Source organism: Catenuloplanes sp. NPDC051500 (assembly GCF_044454585.1).
Classification (GTDB): Bacteria; Actinomycetota; Actinomycetes; order Mycobacteriales; family Micromonosporaceae; genus Catenuloplanes.
In genome coordinates this window covers 24,822-40,960 of record NZ_JBITDX010000035.1, presented here as the reverse complement: position 1 = coordinate 40,960, position 16,139 = coordinate 24,822, and the positions used below count along the sequence as shown (strand labels likewise).

At 67.4% G+C, this 16,139-nt stretch carries 4 protein-coding genes; all 4 read left to right on the top strand.

The window, feature by feature from the left end; genetic code table 11:
* The first annotated feature begins 6 nt into the window (after positions 1 to 6).
* From ACIA8K_RS38510 to ACIA8K_RS38495, 4 genes are read left to right on the top strand one after another with little or no spacing between them, the layout of a single operon-like run.
* The gene (locus ACIA8K_RS38510) at positions 7 to 2,859 is read left to right on the top strand and encodes a helicase-related protein (RefSeq protein WP_396068436.1); all 2,853 of its coding nucleotides are present in this window, start codon (positions 7 to 9) and stop codon (positions 2,857 to 2,859) included.
* Positions 2,856 to 7,544: a class I SAM-dependent DNA methyltransferase gene (locus ACIA8K_RS38505; protein ID WP_396068435.1), complete on the top strand. Its 4,689-nt coding sequence runs from the start codon at positions 2,856 to 2,858 to the stop codon at positions 7,542 to 7,544. The genes ACIA8K_RS38510 and ACIA8K_RS38505 overlap by 4 nt, the downstream gene beginning before the upstream one ends.
* Positions 7,541 to 13,915 carry a DEAD/DEAH box helicase gene (locus tag ACIA8K_RS38500; protein WP_396068434.1) on the top strand — a complete coding sequence of 2,125 codons (6,375 nt, stop codon included), beginning with the start codon at positions 7,541 to 7,543 and terminating at the stop codon, positions 13,913 to 13,915. Before ACIA8K_RS38505 ends, ACIA8K_RS38500 begins: the two co-directional genes overlap by 4 nt.
* Complete coding sequence (locus tag ACIA8K_RS38495) at positions 13,915 to 16,038, top strand: UvrD-helicase domain-containing protein (protein ID WP_396068433.1); 2,124 nt, start codon at positions 13,915 to 13,917, stop codon at positions 16,036 to 16,038. Before ACIA8K_RS38500 ends, ACIA8K_RS38495 begins: the two co-directional genes overlap by 1 nt.
* Positions 16,039 to 16,139: the final 101 nt, after the last annotated feature.

Here is a 16,139-nt window from a genome sequence, read left to right as displayed (position 1 = left end):
GCGACCATGGGCGAGAATCGTTCCGGGGAACCGCTGGAAATAGCGCCGGGATCGGTCGTGGTCGTCCGTGACGAGGAATGGCTCGTTCAGACCGCCGAGGACACCGCGGACGGGCTGCTCATCCGGGCTAGGGGCCTCAGCGAGCTGGTACGGGACACCACGTCTGTCTTCTATGGCTCGCTCGACCGGATCGCGCCGCTGGACCCGGCCGAGGCACTCGTGGTGGCCGACGACAGTCCGAAGTACCGCCGGGCGCGGCTCTGGCTCGAGTCGACGTTCCGCAAGACCGCGGTCCCGCTCGGCGATCAGTCTCTCTCCGTCGCCACGCAGGCTCTGGCCAAGCCGCTGCGCTATCAGCAGGCTGCCGTGCGCAAGGCACTCGATCCGGCCAACCTGCGGCCGCGGATCCTGCTGGCCGACGCGGTCGGGCTGGGCAAGACCCTCGAGATCGGGATGATCCTCTCCGAGCTCGTCCGGCGCGGACGCGGCGACCGCATCCTGGTTGTCACCCCTCGCCACGTGCTCGAGCAGATGCAACAGGAATTGTGGTCGCGTTTCGCATTGCCCTTCGTCCGGCTCGACTCGGCCGGCATTCAGCGGGTGCGGCAGAAATTGCCGGCCAACAGAAACCCCTTCACCTATTTCCGGCGTGCGATCATCTCCATCGACACGCTCAAGTCGGAACGGTACGCAGCCAGCCTGCGTAAACAGCGCTGGGATGCGGTGGTTATCGACGAGGCGCACAACCTGTCGAACGCGTCGACGCAGAACAACAAACTCGCCCGGACTCTGTCACGCAACACCGAGACGCTCATTCTGGCATCGGCGACGCCGCACAATGGCCGGGCGGAATCCTTCGCAGAACTGATCCGGCTGCTCGACCCGTCCGCGATCCCGCCGAACGGCGAGCTCATGGAGGCGGAGATCAAACGCCTCCGCGTCCGCCGGCACCGGCACAGTCCCGAGGTGGCGGGCGAGGTCGGCGCCGACTGGGCCGAACGCCGCGATCCGGAGAACATCCTGATCCCCGCCGGACCGGCGGAAAACGCGGTCGCCGAGGAGCTGGAGCACGTCTGGCTGTGGCCGGCGGACGAGCGCACCCCGTACTCCGGGCAGAACGCATCGCTGTTTCCGTGGACCCTCGCCAAGGCGTTCCTGTCCTCACCGGCCGCGCTCGCCGAAACGGTCGGACAGCGGGTAAAGCGGCTCGGCACTGACGCACCGGCAAAAACCGAGCGAGCCGCCCTGGAGCGCCTCGCCCAGCTCAACTCCGCGGCACAGACCGAGGGCTCGGCCAAGTACGACCAGCTACTCACCCGGCTACGAGAGCTCGGCGTCGGCAAGGGCTCCCCGACACGCGCAGTCATCTTCGCGGAACGCGTCGCCACCCTCTCCTGGCTGCACGAGCACCTGCCCAACGACCTCGGCATGCCCAGCGAGGCGGTCGAGATCATGCACGGCGGACTCCCCGACGACGACCAGCAGCGTGTCGTCGACGCCTTCAAACAAGCACACACGCCGGTACGGATCCTGGTCACCGGCGACGTGGCCTCGGAGGGCGTCAACCTCCACTCGCAGTGCCACGAGCTGATCCACTTCGACATCCCGTGGAGTCTCATCCGGATCGAGCAGCGCAACGGCCGCATCGACCGATACGGCCAGCATCACCCGCCGGGCATCACCACGCTGCTGCTGGAGCCGTCCGGTGGCCGGTTCGGTGGTGACATCCGCATCCTCGCGAAGCTGGTCGACAAGGAGAACGAAGCGCACCGCGCGCTTGGTGACGTCGCCTCGCTCATGGGCGAGTACGACGTCAAGGGCGAGGAGGAGGCGATCCGCGCGGTCCTCTCCGGGCGGAAGAAGCTCGACGACGTGGTCCGCACGCCGGACGAGGTGCTGGACAGCGATGACATGTTCCTCGGATTCCTCGAAGAGGACGAAGAGCAAGAGTCACCGCCGGCCACGATCACGCCGGGTTCCGGGCTGTACCCGGACGACATCTCTTACCTCGACGAGGCCCTGCACACCGCGTTCGTCGATCCGGCCGCACCGCTCGGCAACAGCGGTGTCTCCTGGCGCAGGGACCCCGCGTTCGGCACCGCCGAGCTGACTCCTCCGCCGGACCTGGTCCAGCGCCTCGACGTGCTGCCGCAGACCTACCTCGCCGACCGCCGCGTGACCGAGAAGCTGGTGCTGGCCACCACCGTCGCCCGCGGCATGGACCGGATGACCGAGGCACTGCGCGACGAGAACGGGTCGAGCTGGCCGGACGCGCACTACCTGAGCCCGCTACATCCGGTGCTCGACTGGGCCTCCGACCGGGCGCTGGCCGGGCTGGGCCGCAACGAGGTGTTCGCGGTCCGCGGCGGCGTGGACGCGCCCACCGTGCTGCTGATCGGCACGCTGACGAACAAGCGCGGGCAGGTCGTCTCGGCGGCGTGGCTGACCGCCGAGTTCCCGGCGCCCGACAATCCATCATTCGCGCTGGTCACGCCGCATTCGTCGGCCGCCGAGGCGTTGGCCTCTCTCGGCTGGGACACGGTCTGGTCGAACCCCGGTCCGGTGCCGGGTGCCGGAGACCTCAGCCGGTTCATTCGGCCGGCGGTCGACAACGCCCGCGTACAAATGCGTGATCTGTTTGCGGCCGCAGAGAAAGACGTCGCCCATCGGGTCGAGGAGTGGTCTCGGCGCCTCGACCAGTGGAAGCACGACGCCGACGCGCTCATCCAGCGCAAAGACCTCAAGCAGCGGCGAGTCAGCATCGAGCAGGAGCAGAAGCTGGTCGCCGACATGAATCCGGACCGGCAGCTGGTACGCCCGCTGCTGGTCATCGTGCCGTCAACGGGAGCTCAGGCATGAGCACGTCGGACGCGATCCTGGTCGGCGAGGCCTGGATCTCCGAGCACTACTTCACCACCGACGCCACCAAAGAGTCCTTTCAGGCGAAAGTGCTGGAACGCCGCAAGGAGTGGGACACTGAGACAGCCGCGAAACGGCCCACGCCGCGCAGCCGGTTCACCGAGGCACGGCAGGAGCTGGAGGCCGACCTGGCCAAGCTCACCGAGCTGGCCGACGTCGAAGCCGATCTCGGGGTGACCGATACGCATGCCACCGCGGACGCGCTCACCTCGATCTACGAGCGGATCATCGGCTTCCTCGAGCTACGCGGGCACGGCCTGGACGTCCAGGAGCAGGGTCCGGTCCTGCGCGTCTCCGCCCCGGGAATCACCGACGGGGCGCCGCTCGCGGTCGTCCTGGCACAGCCGGCCGGCACGGTCGAGGACGTACTCGCCAAGGACGGTCCCACGCTGGCCGAGCCGGTGCGCCTCGACGAGGACGGCGACGAGCTGACCTCCGCCGCGCGCCTGGTGTCCGCGCTGTTCCGTGAGGATGACGCGCCCACCCTGGTCCTGATCCTGGCCGGCCGCTGGGCCGTCCTCGCCGAACAGGAGCGCTGGGCCGAGGGCCGCTACCTCGCCGTCAACCTGCAGCTCATCTGCGAACGCAACGACACCCGGCGGGGCGGCGAGGTCGACCGCTTCCTGACCTGTCTGAGCGCTCAGTCCATCGCGCCGGACGCGGACGGCAACCTGTGGTGGAACGGCGTCCTCGAAGAATCGATCAAGCACACGGTCGGCGTCTCGAAGGACCTCCGCGACGGCGTCCGCCTCTCCATCGAGATCATCGCGAACGAGGTCGTGAAGCGCCGCCGTGCCAAGGGCCTCGACCCGCTGCCGGCCACCGAGGCGCAGCCGCTGGCCAAACAGTCACTGCGCTTCCTCTACCGGATCCTCTTCCTCCTGTATGCCGAGGCGTCCCCCGAACTCGGCGTGCTGCCGATCGGCGCACCCGAATACGACCAGGGCTACAGCCTCGATCGCCTTCGCGAACTCGTCCAGGTCGAACTCGCCACCCCCCGCGCCCAAACCGGCACCCACCTCTACGAGTCGCTCGGCGTGCTGTTCCGGCTGGTCGACAAGGGCCACGTGCTCGAGGAGCCCGACGAGGAGTCGCTGGCCACACCCGGCCTGACATTCAACCCGCTCCGCGCCGACCTCTTCCGTCCCGAGGCGACCGCACATATCGACGAGGTCGGCCTCGGCAACGCGGAACTCCAGAAAGTGCTCACCCACCTGCTGCTGAGCAAGGAAAAACGAGGCAGGGACAGAGGCTTCATCTCGTACGCGGAGCTGGGCATCAACCAGCTCGGCGCGGTCTACGAGGGGCTGATGTCGTACACCGGCTTCTTCGCCGAGACCGACCTCTACGAGGTTGCCAAGGGCGGCGATGGAAGCAAGGGCTCGTGGGTAGTGCCGGTCACCCGTGCCGACGGCATCGCGAGCACCGACTTCGTCAAGCACCTCGACCCGGCGTCCGGCGAGATGCGGCCGGTGCTGCATTCCCAGGGCTCGTTCGTCTTCCGGCTCGCCGGCCGTGAACGCCAGCAGTCCGCCTCGTACTACACCCCTGAGGTGCTCACCAAGTTCACTGTCGGGCAGGCACTGGAGGAACTCCTCACCGAGGACACCCGCGCCTCCGACATCCTCGAAATGACGATCTGTGAACCGGCGCTGGGCTCGGGTGCATTCGCCATCGAAGCGGTCCGGCAGCTCGCCGAGCAATATCTGAAGCGCCGCCAGGACGAGACCGGCAAGCGCATCGACCCGGACGAGTACCCGCACCGCCTCCAGGAGGTCAAGGCCTACTTGGCGCTCCACAACGTCTACGGCGTCGACCTCAACGCCACAGCCGTCGAACTCGCCGAGATCTCCCTCTGGCTCGACACGATGGTCCAGGGCTTGTCCGCCCCATGGTTCGGCCTGCACCTGCGACGCGGAAATTCCTTAATCGGCGCCCGCCGCGCCGTCTACTCCCGTAAGCAGGTCGCCGACAAGTCGTGGCTCGGCGCGGTGCCCGCTGAGGTGCCGCTGACCTCGCTAGTGGAGGACATGGACGCTGGCCGCGTCGCCACCGACGGCATCCACCATTTCCTACTCCCTACAGACGGCTGGGGTTCCGCCGCAGACGCCAAGGAGGCTGCGGCCCTCGCGTCCGACGCAGCAAAATCCCTCAGAACCTGGCGCGGCAAGACCAAGACAAAGCCCACAAAGACCCAACTCGACGGGTACGCCGAACTAGCGCACCGCGTAGAGACACTGTGGCAGATCGCCTGGCGGCGTCTCGACATCGCGGAGCGATCGATCCGGCGCACCATCCCGATCTGGGGGGCCAGTGATCTAGCCATCGGCGGCACCGTGCGGCGTGAGGAGATCGAGGCGGCACTCGCCGACCCCGAAGGCGCCTACCACCGGCTACGACGGGTGATGGACGCCTGGACAGCGCTGTGGTTCTGGCCGCTCACCGGCTCCACCAATATCGTAGACGGCGAGGTTGTCCCGCCGCCCACTACGACGCAGTGGATCGAAGGGCTCCAGGCGCTTCTTGGCCGCAACCCCGACTTGCGCAAACGCAAACCCGCCGGGACGCTGAACGCCGCGATCGACTGGCACGGGCTCAACGACGCGGAACGCGTTGAATTAGGATTCGCCGACGCGAGACCGGTCCCCGACGTATTACGCGCCCACCCGTGGCTGGTCGTGTGTGAGCGCATCGCCGAACGCCAAGGCTTCTTTCACTGGAATCTCGACTTCGCCGCGGTCTTCGCTCGTGGTGGCTTCGATCTCCAAGCCGGAAACCCGCCGTGGGTTCGACCCGATGTCAACGTTGCCGCGCTGCTGGCCGAGGGGGACCCTTGGTGGCAACTCGCCCGCAAGCCCACACAGGTCCAAGTGGCAGCGAAGCGGAAAGAGACGCTTGAGCTTCCTGGTCTGAAGGCTGCCGTCATCGACGGCATTGTCGAAACGTCGTCAATCGGATCCTTCGTCAGCTCGGCGCCACAGTTCCCCTACCTCACAGGGCTCCGGCCCGACCTCTATCGATGCTTCATGCAGGTGATGTGGCGACACACCTCGACGCGCGGCACAATCGGCATGATCCATCTCAACTCTCACTTCACCGACGAGAACGCTGGACCACTTCGCTCCGAACTCTACCTACGACTTCGCCGCCACTGGCATTTTGTCAATGAACTCGGAATGTTTGAAATTCAGAATGAGAAACATTTCGGTGTCACGGTTCACGGATCTCGACAAACTGCACCTAAATTTACTCAAGCAACCTGGCTCTACCATCCAAGCACCGCCGAACGCTCACTTTTGCATGACGGTTCTGGAAAAGAACCTGGCCTCAAGGATGACTCCGACGATTGGGACGTAGGGCCACATCTATCTCGAATTACTGAGGTTTCAGACGATACCCTGAGTGCCTGGCACGCCACAATGGAAACCGACGATGTGCCGATTCGTCAAACTCGAATGGTGTATGCAGTCAACAAATCCACCGCCGCTGTACTGTCTAAACTTACCCAAGCAAGCCGCATTGAACAGCTGAAACTCCGCTTTTCCCAAGGATGGAATGAGACTACGGACCGCCAAAAGGGCTACTTCGACTCCGCATGGGGAACTCCAGATTCCTGGAATTATGCAATCCTCCAAGGGCCACACCTTTTCGTCTCCACTCCGCTCTACAAGACGCCAAATCCCTCACTCTTACATCACCGCGATTGGTCCGCGACGGACTTCGAAAAAATAGCAGCCGATACAGTCCCCGCGACTGCCTACAAACCCAGCGGTGATCCACACGCCTACGACGCCGCCTACACCGACTGGGGCAACGAAGATCAGCCAGATCCCGCTCGCAAACACTACCGGATCGCGTGGCGCGATATGGCAGCAAATCAAGGCGAGCGCACTTTCATTCCCGCACTTATTCCGCCAGGACCGACCCACGTACACACTGTAAGGTCGGCCGCAATTCCGGGACAACCGGAACGTCTAGTCGGGGCCCTCGGCTTCTTCTCCTCACTAATTCACGACTATGCGGTCCGATGCGCGCCGAAATCAACAATTTCGCCATCTACAGTAAAGCGCCTCGCCTACGCGGATTCACCACTGCTCGCCGAACTTATCCACCGGACTCTCCGATTGAATTCAGTTACGGAAGCATATGCCGACGTCTGGCAGGTGTGCTACCGCCCCGATTTCCGCAGAGACACATGGGCCGGAGGATTCTTCCATAGGCGCCGCACTCCACTAGGCCAGGTTAGCCCGGAGTGGTCTTCGGATACCCCTCTCCGGATTGCGGCTGATCGACGACAGGCGCTAGTAGAAATTGACGCCCTAGTTGCACTTATATTGGGCCTCACCGCCGACGAACTCTGCGCAATCTATCGCACACAATTCGCTGTACTTCGCGGATACGACCGCACCGCCTACTTCTATGACGCGAACGGTCGACTGGTTCCAAACTCCGTTCTCACCGCCTGGCGGGCGAAGCGAGACCGGATCAGCCCAGACGAGCGCACTGCCACCAACCAGGCGGGCAACACATACACCTACGAACTACCGTTCAAAACGTTGGACCGGGAAGCGGACATGACTCAGGCGTACGAGCACTTCGAGCAGCGGCTTCGGGAGCGTTCGTGAGTGAGCTCCTGCCCACCGTTCAGGCAGAAAACGTCCGGCACAGCCTGGTCGACTACCTCACGACCACGTTCGCGCTGACCGACGGGGACGCGCGGGACGGGTTGGACCGATTCTTGTCCGACCCGGTGAACGGCATGTTCAAAGGGCCCTACGCACGCCTGCGCCTGCCGTTCCGGCCGGCCGATGATGGCTGGCGGCAGCACCTCGGCTGGTACGAGGGCCACAACCCCTACGGCCACCAGGCCGGCGCCTTCGCCCGCCTCTCCTCGCTCGGAGGACGGCGTCCGGAACCGACTCTGGTCACCACCGGCACTGGCTCCGGGAAGACCGAGGCGTTCCTTTACCCCATCCTCGATCACGTACGCCGATCTCACCTGGAGGGTGTCACCGGCACCAAGGCGCTGATCCTCTACCCAATGAACGCGCTCGCCAACGACCAGGCCAAGCGCCTCGCCGGCATGCTCACCTCGCACCCCGAGCTGTCCTCCATCACCGCCGCCCTCTACACCGGCCAGAAGGGCAAGCCGCGGACCATGGTCTCCGCGGACGGTCTGATCACCGACCGCGGGATCATCCGGGACAGTGCCCCCGACATCCTGCTCACCAACTACAAGATGCTCGACCAGCTGCTGCTGCGCCACGAGGACCAGGCACTCTGGCAGCAATCTGCGACCAGCCTCCGCTACCTGGTGCTGGACGAGTTCCACACCTACGACGGCGCCCAGGGCACCGACGTCGCCATGCTGCTTCGCCGCCTCGGCCTGGCTCTGAAGAGCCACTGGCACGACGACGCCCCCGGCCTGACCGACTCCGACCGGTCCCGTCCGCTCGGCCTGATCACCCCAATTGCCACCTCGGCCACTCTCGGCGACAAGGGTGACCCCGATGCGATGCTGGGCTTCGCCCAGACGGTCTTCGGCGAGGCCTTCCCGCCGGAGGCCGTGGTCGTCGAGTCCCGCCAGTCGCTGCCGGAGTGGGTGGGCGACGCCGCGGAAACAGTCGCCGCGGCGGGTTTCACGGAGCCGGCCGACTTCCCCGTCGCTGAGATCCGCGACGCGGTCGAAGCGCTCGGCGCCGACCCGGACGGCGAGGTCCTCGCCCGTACCGTCCTCGGAAAGCTCTGGATCGGTCCGGAGGACCGGCTCGCCGCCGCCGAACCTGAGCTGCTGCTGGCGCTGACAAAGGCGAGCCAGCTCGTCCAGGAGCTCGCCGACGAGACCGGCGACGCGGTAAGCCTGGACGACCTGGTCCGCCGGATCGGTGGTCAGGCCGGCCGCCGCACGTCCAGCCTGGCCGCCGGTAACGTGGACGAGGACTGGACCGCGGTCATCTCCGCCGTGATAGCAACACTCGGGCACGTCCGTGCCGTCGTCGGCAGGGACGCGCTCTCCGTCGAGGTGCACCTCTGGGTACGGGAGCTGACCCGAATCGACCGGGCCGCGGACACCTCCGCCGCGTTCCGCTGGGGCGACGACGGCCCGCCGGTCTCCGGTGGTGACGCCGAGGACGTGCGCCCGTCGTTCCCGGCCGTCTTCTGCCGACACTGCGGCCGTTCCGGCTGGGGCATCGCGCTCGCGCCGGTCGGCGCCAGCCTGGCCGTCGACGACGAGTCGATCCGGCGTAACCACGCGACGCGTGAGGGCCGGTTCCGAGCGCTTCTCTACGCGCCGGCCGAGGCGGGCGCCGCCTACACCGGCGACGGTCTCACCGAGGGCCTGGCCTGGTTCTCGGTGCGAAGCCGGGAGCTGCGGTACGAAGTGCCGGCCGACGACGACCCGGAGCTGCGCGACGGCTGGATCCTGCCGGTGCTGACCAGCTCCGGCAAGAACGCCGACGACGATGCCCGCGACGACAACTGCCCGTCGTGCGGCCAGGCCGACGGCATCCGGTTCCTGGGCAGCGCCATCGCCACCCTCGTCTCGGTGTCACTGTCCACTTTGTTTGGTTCAGCGGCGGTGGACGTACACGAGAAGAAGGCTCTGGTCTTCACCGACTCGGTGCAGGACGCGGCGCACCGGGCGGGTTTCGTCGAGGCCCGCTCGCACACGCTGACGCTGCGCGCGGCGCTGCATGCCGCGGTCGCGGCCGGGTCGATCAGCCTGGACATGCTGGTGGAGGAGGCGATCCGGCAGACCGGCCGGGACCCGTTCCAGCGGTATCGGCTGCTGGCCCCCGACTGCGCCGACCGCGACTCCTTCACCCCGTTCTGGACGTCGCAGACGCTGCGCGGCGTCCCGGCTCCCGTGATGCGCCGGGTCCGGCGGCGGCTGGCGCTCGACGTGGCGCTGGAGTTCGGGCTCAACTCCCGCACCGGCCGCACGCTGGAACTGACCGGCGCCGCAACCGTCGAGGTTGAGGCCGGTGCGCCGGCCCGGATGGCTGCGGCCGCCCGTGCCGCGCTGCAGGGCTTCACGCTGCAGAATGAGCTCGGCGCGGACGCCGGCGAGCCGGGCGACGAGACGCTCGTCCAGTGGGTCCGCGGCGTGCTCGACCGGATGCGCGTGCAGGGCGCCATCGACCATCCGTGGTTCGTCACCTATCGCCAGGAGGACGGCCGGCGCTGGTCGATCTGGGGCGGCCGCCCCCGGGGGGAGGGCATGCCCGCGTTCCCCCGGGATCGGCCCGCGCCCGCATATCCGCGCGTCGGCGGCGCGACCGACGCGGCCGGCGACAACCTCGACGCGGTCACGTCCGCGCAGTCCTGGTATGCCCGGTGGACGTCTCGCGTGCTGCCGGTCAGCCCGGCCGACGGCGGCAAGCTGTCCCGGCTGCTGCTCGACCGTCTGGTCCGGGACGGCGTCCTTATCGCGACGACCAGCCAGTCCGGCGCCACCGTCTATTCGATCCCGGCATCAGGCATCGTCGTCGCCCCCACCGAGGTGGATGAGCTCGCCGCTGGCCGGCATCTGCTGGCCTGTGACACCTGCCGCTCGCTGACGCCCGGCAGCGTCGCCGCCGTGGCGCAGCTCGACGGTGCGCCGTGCATGCTGGTCCGCTGCCGTGGCCGGCTCACCCGCGAGCCGCTGCCGGACAACTTTTATCGACGTCTGTACGCGTCGCCGGACATGCGCCGAATCGTGGCTCGGGAGCACACCAGCCTGCTCGACGACGAGACCCGTGTCCGGTACGAGGAGGGCTTCAAGAGCGCGGCGACCGAGCCGCAGGCGCCGAACGTGCTGGTCGCCACGCCCACGCTGGAGATGGGTATCGACATCGGTGACCTGTCCACGGTGCTGTTGTCCTCGCTGCCGCGTACCGTCGCTTCGTACCTGCAGCGTGTCGGCCGGGCCGGACGTCTGACCGGCAACGCGCTCAACCTGGCCTACCTGACCGGCCGCGGCGATCAGCTGCCCAAGCTCGGCGAGCCGCTGTCGGTGATCAACGGTGAGGTGCGGCCGCCGGCCACATACCTGCAGGCGGAGGAGATCCTTCGCCGCCAGTACACCGCCTGTCTGGTAGACGGCATGGCCCGCGACCCGCGCCGGAAGCGCCCGCGGAGCGCGGCCGGCGCGATGGGGTCGAGCGATGCTGATTCCTTCCTCGGCGATCTGATCGCCGCGGCCGAGGCGGGCGGAGACCAGGCCGTCGTGCGTTTCACCGACGCCCTGGCCCCGCTTCCGCAACAGGTCGTGGACGACCTGATGGAGTGGGTGCGACCGGTCGCCGGAGCGGGCACGAGCATGTTCGCCGCGCACGTGCACACGGCGAGCCGTCGCTGGCAGGTGACGGTGGAGACGCTCAAGCAGCGAGAGAAGGAGATCGCACGGGTCATCCCGGAGCTGGAGGCGAAGGAGCAATCGCCGGCCGCCACCGAGGACGACCGGCGCGCACTCCGGTCGGCGAAGGCCACACGGTCTCTCACCAGAGGCCAGCTGTCCCACCTGCGCGGCGAATACTGGATCGGCGTGCTCGAGGAGTACGGGCTGCTGCCGAACTACACGCTGCTCGATGACACCGTCACGCTGGACGTGGGGATTAGCTGGACCGATCCGGACTCCAACGACTTCCGGAACGACCACGCCCAGTTCCAGCGTGGTTCGGCGCAGGCGATCCGTGAGTTCGCGCCCGGCGCCACGTTCTACGCCCGGGGCTGGGAGATCGCCATCGACGCGATCGACCTCGGCATCGACGGCGAGTCCATCCGGCCATGGACGTTCTGCCCGGCCTGCGGTTTTGCGGTCGACACCGCGGCCTCCGGCCAGGAGCGGCAGGTAACGGCGTGCCCGCGATGCGGCAGCACCGGCATCGCGGACACTGGGCAGCGCCTCGACGTTGTCGAGCTGTCGCACGTCTCGGCCGAGGTCCGGCGGGACGAGGCGATGATCTCCGACCGGCGGGATCAGCGGGAGCACATCCCGTTCCAGGTGATCACCGCGGCCGACATCGACCTGGGCAACATGCAACGGCGCTGGTTCGCCGAGGACACCGGGATCGGCTGCACCTACCTGCGCATGCTGGATCTGCGCTGGATCAACGTAGGTGTCCCCGGGCACGGCGCCTCCCGGATCATCTCGGCCGACGAACGTACCGGCTCGCTGTTCCGGGTCTGCTCCGGCTGCGGCAAGCTCGACACCGACACCGGCTGGAACAAGCCGCATGAGCACCGCGCATGGTGCCCCTACCGGACCGCGATCACGGAGAACACGGCGACCGTCGCGTTGTCGCGCACGCTGCGGACTCAGGGCCTGCTGATCCGCCTGCCGTATGCGGTGACCCTGGGCGACGACTTCGCCGTGCCCAGCATTGCGGCGGCGCTTCTGCTCGGCCTGCGGGAGCAGGTCGGCGGACACCCCGACCACATCCGGGTCGAGCACGTCATCGACCCGACGCTCAGCGACGGTACCGACAACCACGATGCGCTGCTACTGCACGACGTGGTGCCGGGCGGTACCGGATATCTGGCTGATCTGGCCGCTCCGGAACAGTTGCGTGAGCTTCTCGGCCTCGCCTGGGAGCGGGTGCACGGCTGCGAATGCCAGTTCGAGGAACGGCTCGCCTGCCACCGTTGCCTGCTGCCGTTCGCCGCGCCCGCGGCCGTGCGGCGCACCTCACGGGCAGCCGCCGTGCGGCATCTCGGCACCCTGATCGGCGTCGCCGACGACGCCACCAGTGCGGACGGCGTGCCCTGGCGGATCACCGAAACCGCGCCTCAGGATGATCCGGAGTCCCACCTCGAGCAGCGGTTCCGCAAGGTTCTCCTGGAACGGTTGAAAGCGACCGGCGCCGCCATCATCGAGGTGCCGAAGGCCTGGGGGAACGCGCTACGGTTCACGCTGCCCGGCGCGTCCCGCCAGTGGACGCTGACACCCCAGGTCAACCTGGAGAACTCCAGGCCCGACTTCGTCCTCGAATCGAACGACACCTCGGTACCGGCAGTCGCGATCTTCACCGACGGGCGCACCTTCCACGCGGTCCCCTCGCGCAACCGGCTCGCGGATGACGCGGAGAAGCGAGAGATCCTGCGCGGCACGGGCCGCATCGTCCTGGCGATCACCGCGCAAGACATAACAGAAGCGGAGCGGGGAACGGTCGCCCCTCCGGAGTGGTTCTCGGCGACTGCGGTGGCGAAACTGCTCAAACAGCCGAAGTTCCTCACCACCCCGGCAGCGTACGAAGGGCTTCGTACCGGACCGGTCACCTGGCTGCTGAACTGGGTGACGGAGCCGAAGCCGACCGATATCGGCATCGTCGCCAGAGCCGTGCCGATGTTCATGCTGGCCGGGCAGAAGCCACTCAGAATCGCCGAAGGTGTCAGTCTGGCCAGTGCTGGACGAGCGGCACTGCTCGACGAGGAGATTCCGGCCGGGACCCGATCCGTGGTAGTCAAACAGTTCGGCTCTCTCGCGGTCGCCGTCGAACAGGTCGGTGCAGACATCGCGGTGGCGCTCGTCCTCGACGACCGCGCGGAGGCGCTCGACTCGGCGCACTCCGATGCCTGGAGACTATGGCTACAGATGTCCAACGCGCTCGCCCTGCGCGACTGGGAAACCGACATTACCACCACCAGCCGGGTCGCACAGCAGGCCGCCACGACCACGTCGGCCCCGAAGGCGGAACCGGACACCCTGCCAGAGGGTATTGACCAGAGCTGGCACGCGCCTTACGAAGCAGCGGCGCCCGGCCTGGAACGAACCCTGATCCGTCTGCTGGCCGAACACGGCGGCATCAAGGCGCCGGTCGTCGGCGCCGAAGGCCCGGGAGGCATCCCGATGGATCTGTCCTGGCCGGAACAGCACGTAGCGGCGTCGTTCTACGACATGCCCAACGAAGACCGCCACGACCTGACCGCCGCGGGCTGGGTCGTGGTGGAGGCTGAGCTGGTGACCATCATCGCGGCGTTGACCGGCCCGACCGAACTTCTGGAGCACTGATGCCGACCATCATCATGACCAAGTGGCCATTCAAGATCGACGGCTCGGTCAAGGCCAAGGCGATGACGTTCTTGCAGAAGCTGTCGGAGGACGACACCACGCCGGGCTTGCACGTCGAGCCGATCGCGAACGCGGCCGACTCCCGAGTGCGCACCGGCCGGGTGGATCAGTTCTGGCGCGCGGTGATGTTCCGCCTCGATGGTGAGGGCGGCAGCCACTACGTGGTCCACGGCGTGTGGCCGCACGACGACGCTCTCACCGTCGCGCACCGCGTGCGTCTGAAGGTCAATCCGATCAACGGCCTGCCGCAGATCGAGGAGACCGAACCGCCGCGCCCACCCGTACCCCCGAGGCCTCTAGCTGTTGAGCCGATTCTGCCGCGGCTCGGCCGGACGCTCGGCGACCTGGTGGACCGGCTCGGCATTCCCGCGGACGTGGCGGAGCAGGCGCTCACTGCCGCGGATGAGGACGCGGTGCTGGAGCTGGCGCAACGTCATGAGGGCTGGCTCGGCCTGCTTCTGGTCGACCTGACCGGTCAGGACTCGATCGACACGATCGCCGACCGGCTCCAGCTCGAAACGCCGGAACCGACAGGCGACGAGGACGCCGACCTCCTCACGTCGCTGAAGAAGCCGGGCGCGCAGTCGCAGTTCGCCTTCATCGAGGGACAGGAGGAACTGCGCCGGGTCATCGAGGAGGACGACTTCGGTTCCTGGCGAGTCTTCCTCCACCCGGAGCAGCGCCGGTATGTGTCGCGCTCCTACACCGGTCCGTTTCGGCTCTCCGGCGGTGCCGGTACCGGCAAGACCGTCGTGCTCATCCATCGAGCCCGCGCGCTGGCACGACGAAACCCGGCTGCCCGGATCGTGCTCACCACGTTCACCACTAATCTCGCCGACTCGCTGAAGGACGGGCTCGCCCAGCTCGATCCCGCCGTGCCACAGGTTGCTGCGCTGGGTGGGCCCGGTGTGCACGTCGCCGGTGTGGATGCCCTCGCCGCCGCCGTGATCCGCTCCGCGGGTAGCGCGATCACAGATGCGGTCCAGGCCGTGTTGGGCGACGCCCGGTCCGCGCCCACCGGACGGACGCCGAGCGGGCGCTGGCGTGAGATCGTCGAATCGTCCGGTACGCCGCTGCCTGCGGAGATCGCCAACGAGACGTTCCTCAGCACGGAGTACGCGCTCGTCGTGCTCACGAACCAGGTCAAGAACGAAGAGCAATATCGGCGGGTACGACGGCCAGGGCGCGGTGTCGCGCTCGACCGGCCCAAACGCGATGCGGTGTGGGTGTTGATCGCGGCCTACCGTGCGCAGAGCCGGATCGACGGCACGCTCGACTTCGCCGAGGCGGCCGCGGTCGCCGCCGCACACCTCGCCGCGGTCGGTGGCAAGGCCGACCACGTTCTAGTCGACGAGGGGCAGGATCTCTCCCCCGTGCACTGGCAGATGATCCGCGCGCTGGCCGGTGAGCGCCCCGACGACCTGTTCATCGCCGAGGACTCGCACCAGCGCATCTACGGCAACCGGATCGTCCTGGGCCGGTACGGCATCCGTATCGTCGGCCGCTCCCAGCGGCTCACCCTCAACTACCGCACCACCGCGCAGAACCTGCGCTACGCGATGGCGATCCTCGAGGGCGGCGACTTCGTCGACCTCGAGGAACAGGCCGAGGCGACCGGCTATCGATCCGCCCGCTCCGGCCCGGAACCGGCCGTGGACAATGCCGGCTCCCTGATCGCCGAGCTCGACATCATCGCCGCCCGCATCAAGGCATGGCTCGCTGCGGGCGCCCGACCCGAGACGATCGCGGTGCTCGTGCACGACAAGCTTCAGCGGGAACGGGTGGTCAACGCCCTGACCGAGCGAAGCGTCCCCGCCCGCGCGGTCGACCGTGACCGCCCGGCCGACGGCCGCGTCCTGGTGATGACCATGCATCGCGCCAAGGGCATGGAGTTCGCCAAGGTCGTGCTCGCCGACGTCGGCTTTCAGTCCGCAGCGGAGAAGGAACGCCTACAGCGCCTGGACGACAGCGAACGCCGCGACGCGGAGCTACGCGCCCGTTCCCTGGTCTACGTGGCCGCGACGCGTGCACGAGACGAGCTGGCGGTGGTTCACCGGCGGTAGGCCACGTGCCTATTCTTCAGCCCCCTCCACGCACTTGGTAATACTGCAATCACGTCGGGTCCACAAACGCGCCGAAGTAGCTCGCAAGAAAGAAGACCTTC

What these genes read in the sequence shown, in the direction of transcription:
- ACIA8K_RS38505 (WP_396068435.1), top strand. Translation starts at nt 2,856, where the DNA reads ATGAGCACGTCGGACGCGATCCTGGTCGGCGAGGCCTGGATCTCCGAG.
- ACIA8K_RS38510 (WP_396068436.1), top strand. Translation starts at nt 7, where the DNA reads ATGGGCGAGAATCGTTCCGGGGAACCGCTGGAAATAGCGCCGGGATCG.
- ACIA8K_RS38495 (WP_396068433.1), top strand. Translation starts at nt 13,915, where the DNA reads ATGCCGACCATCATCATGACCAAGTGGCCATTCAAGATCGACGGCTCG.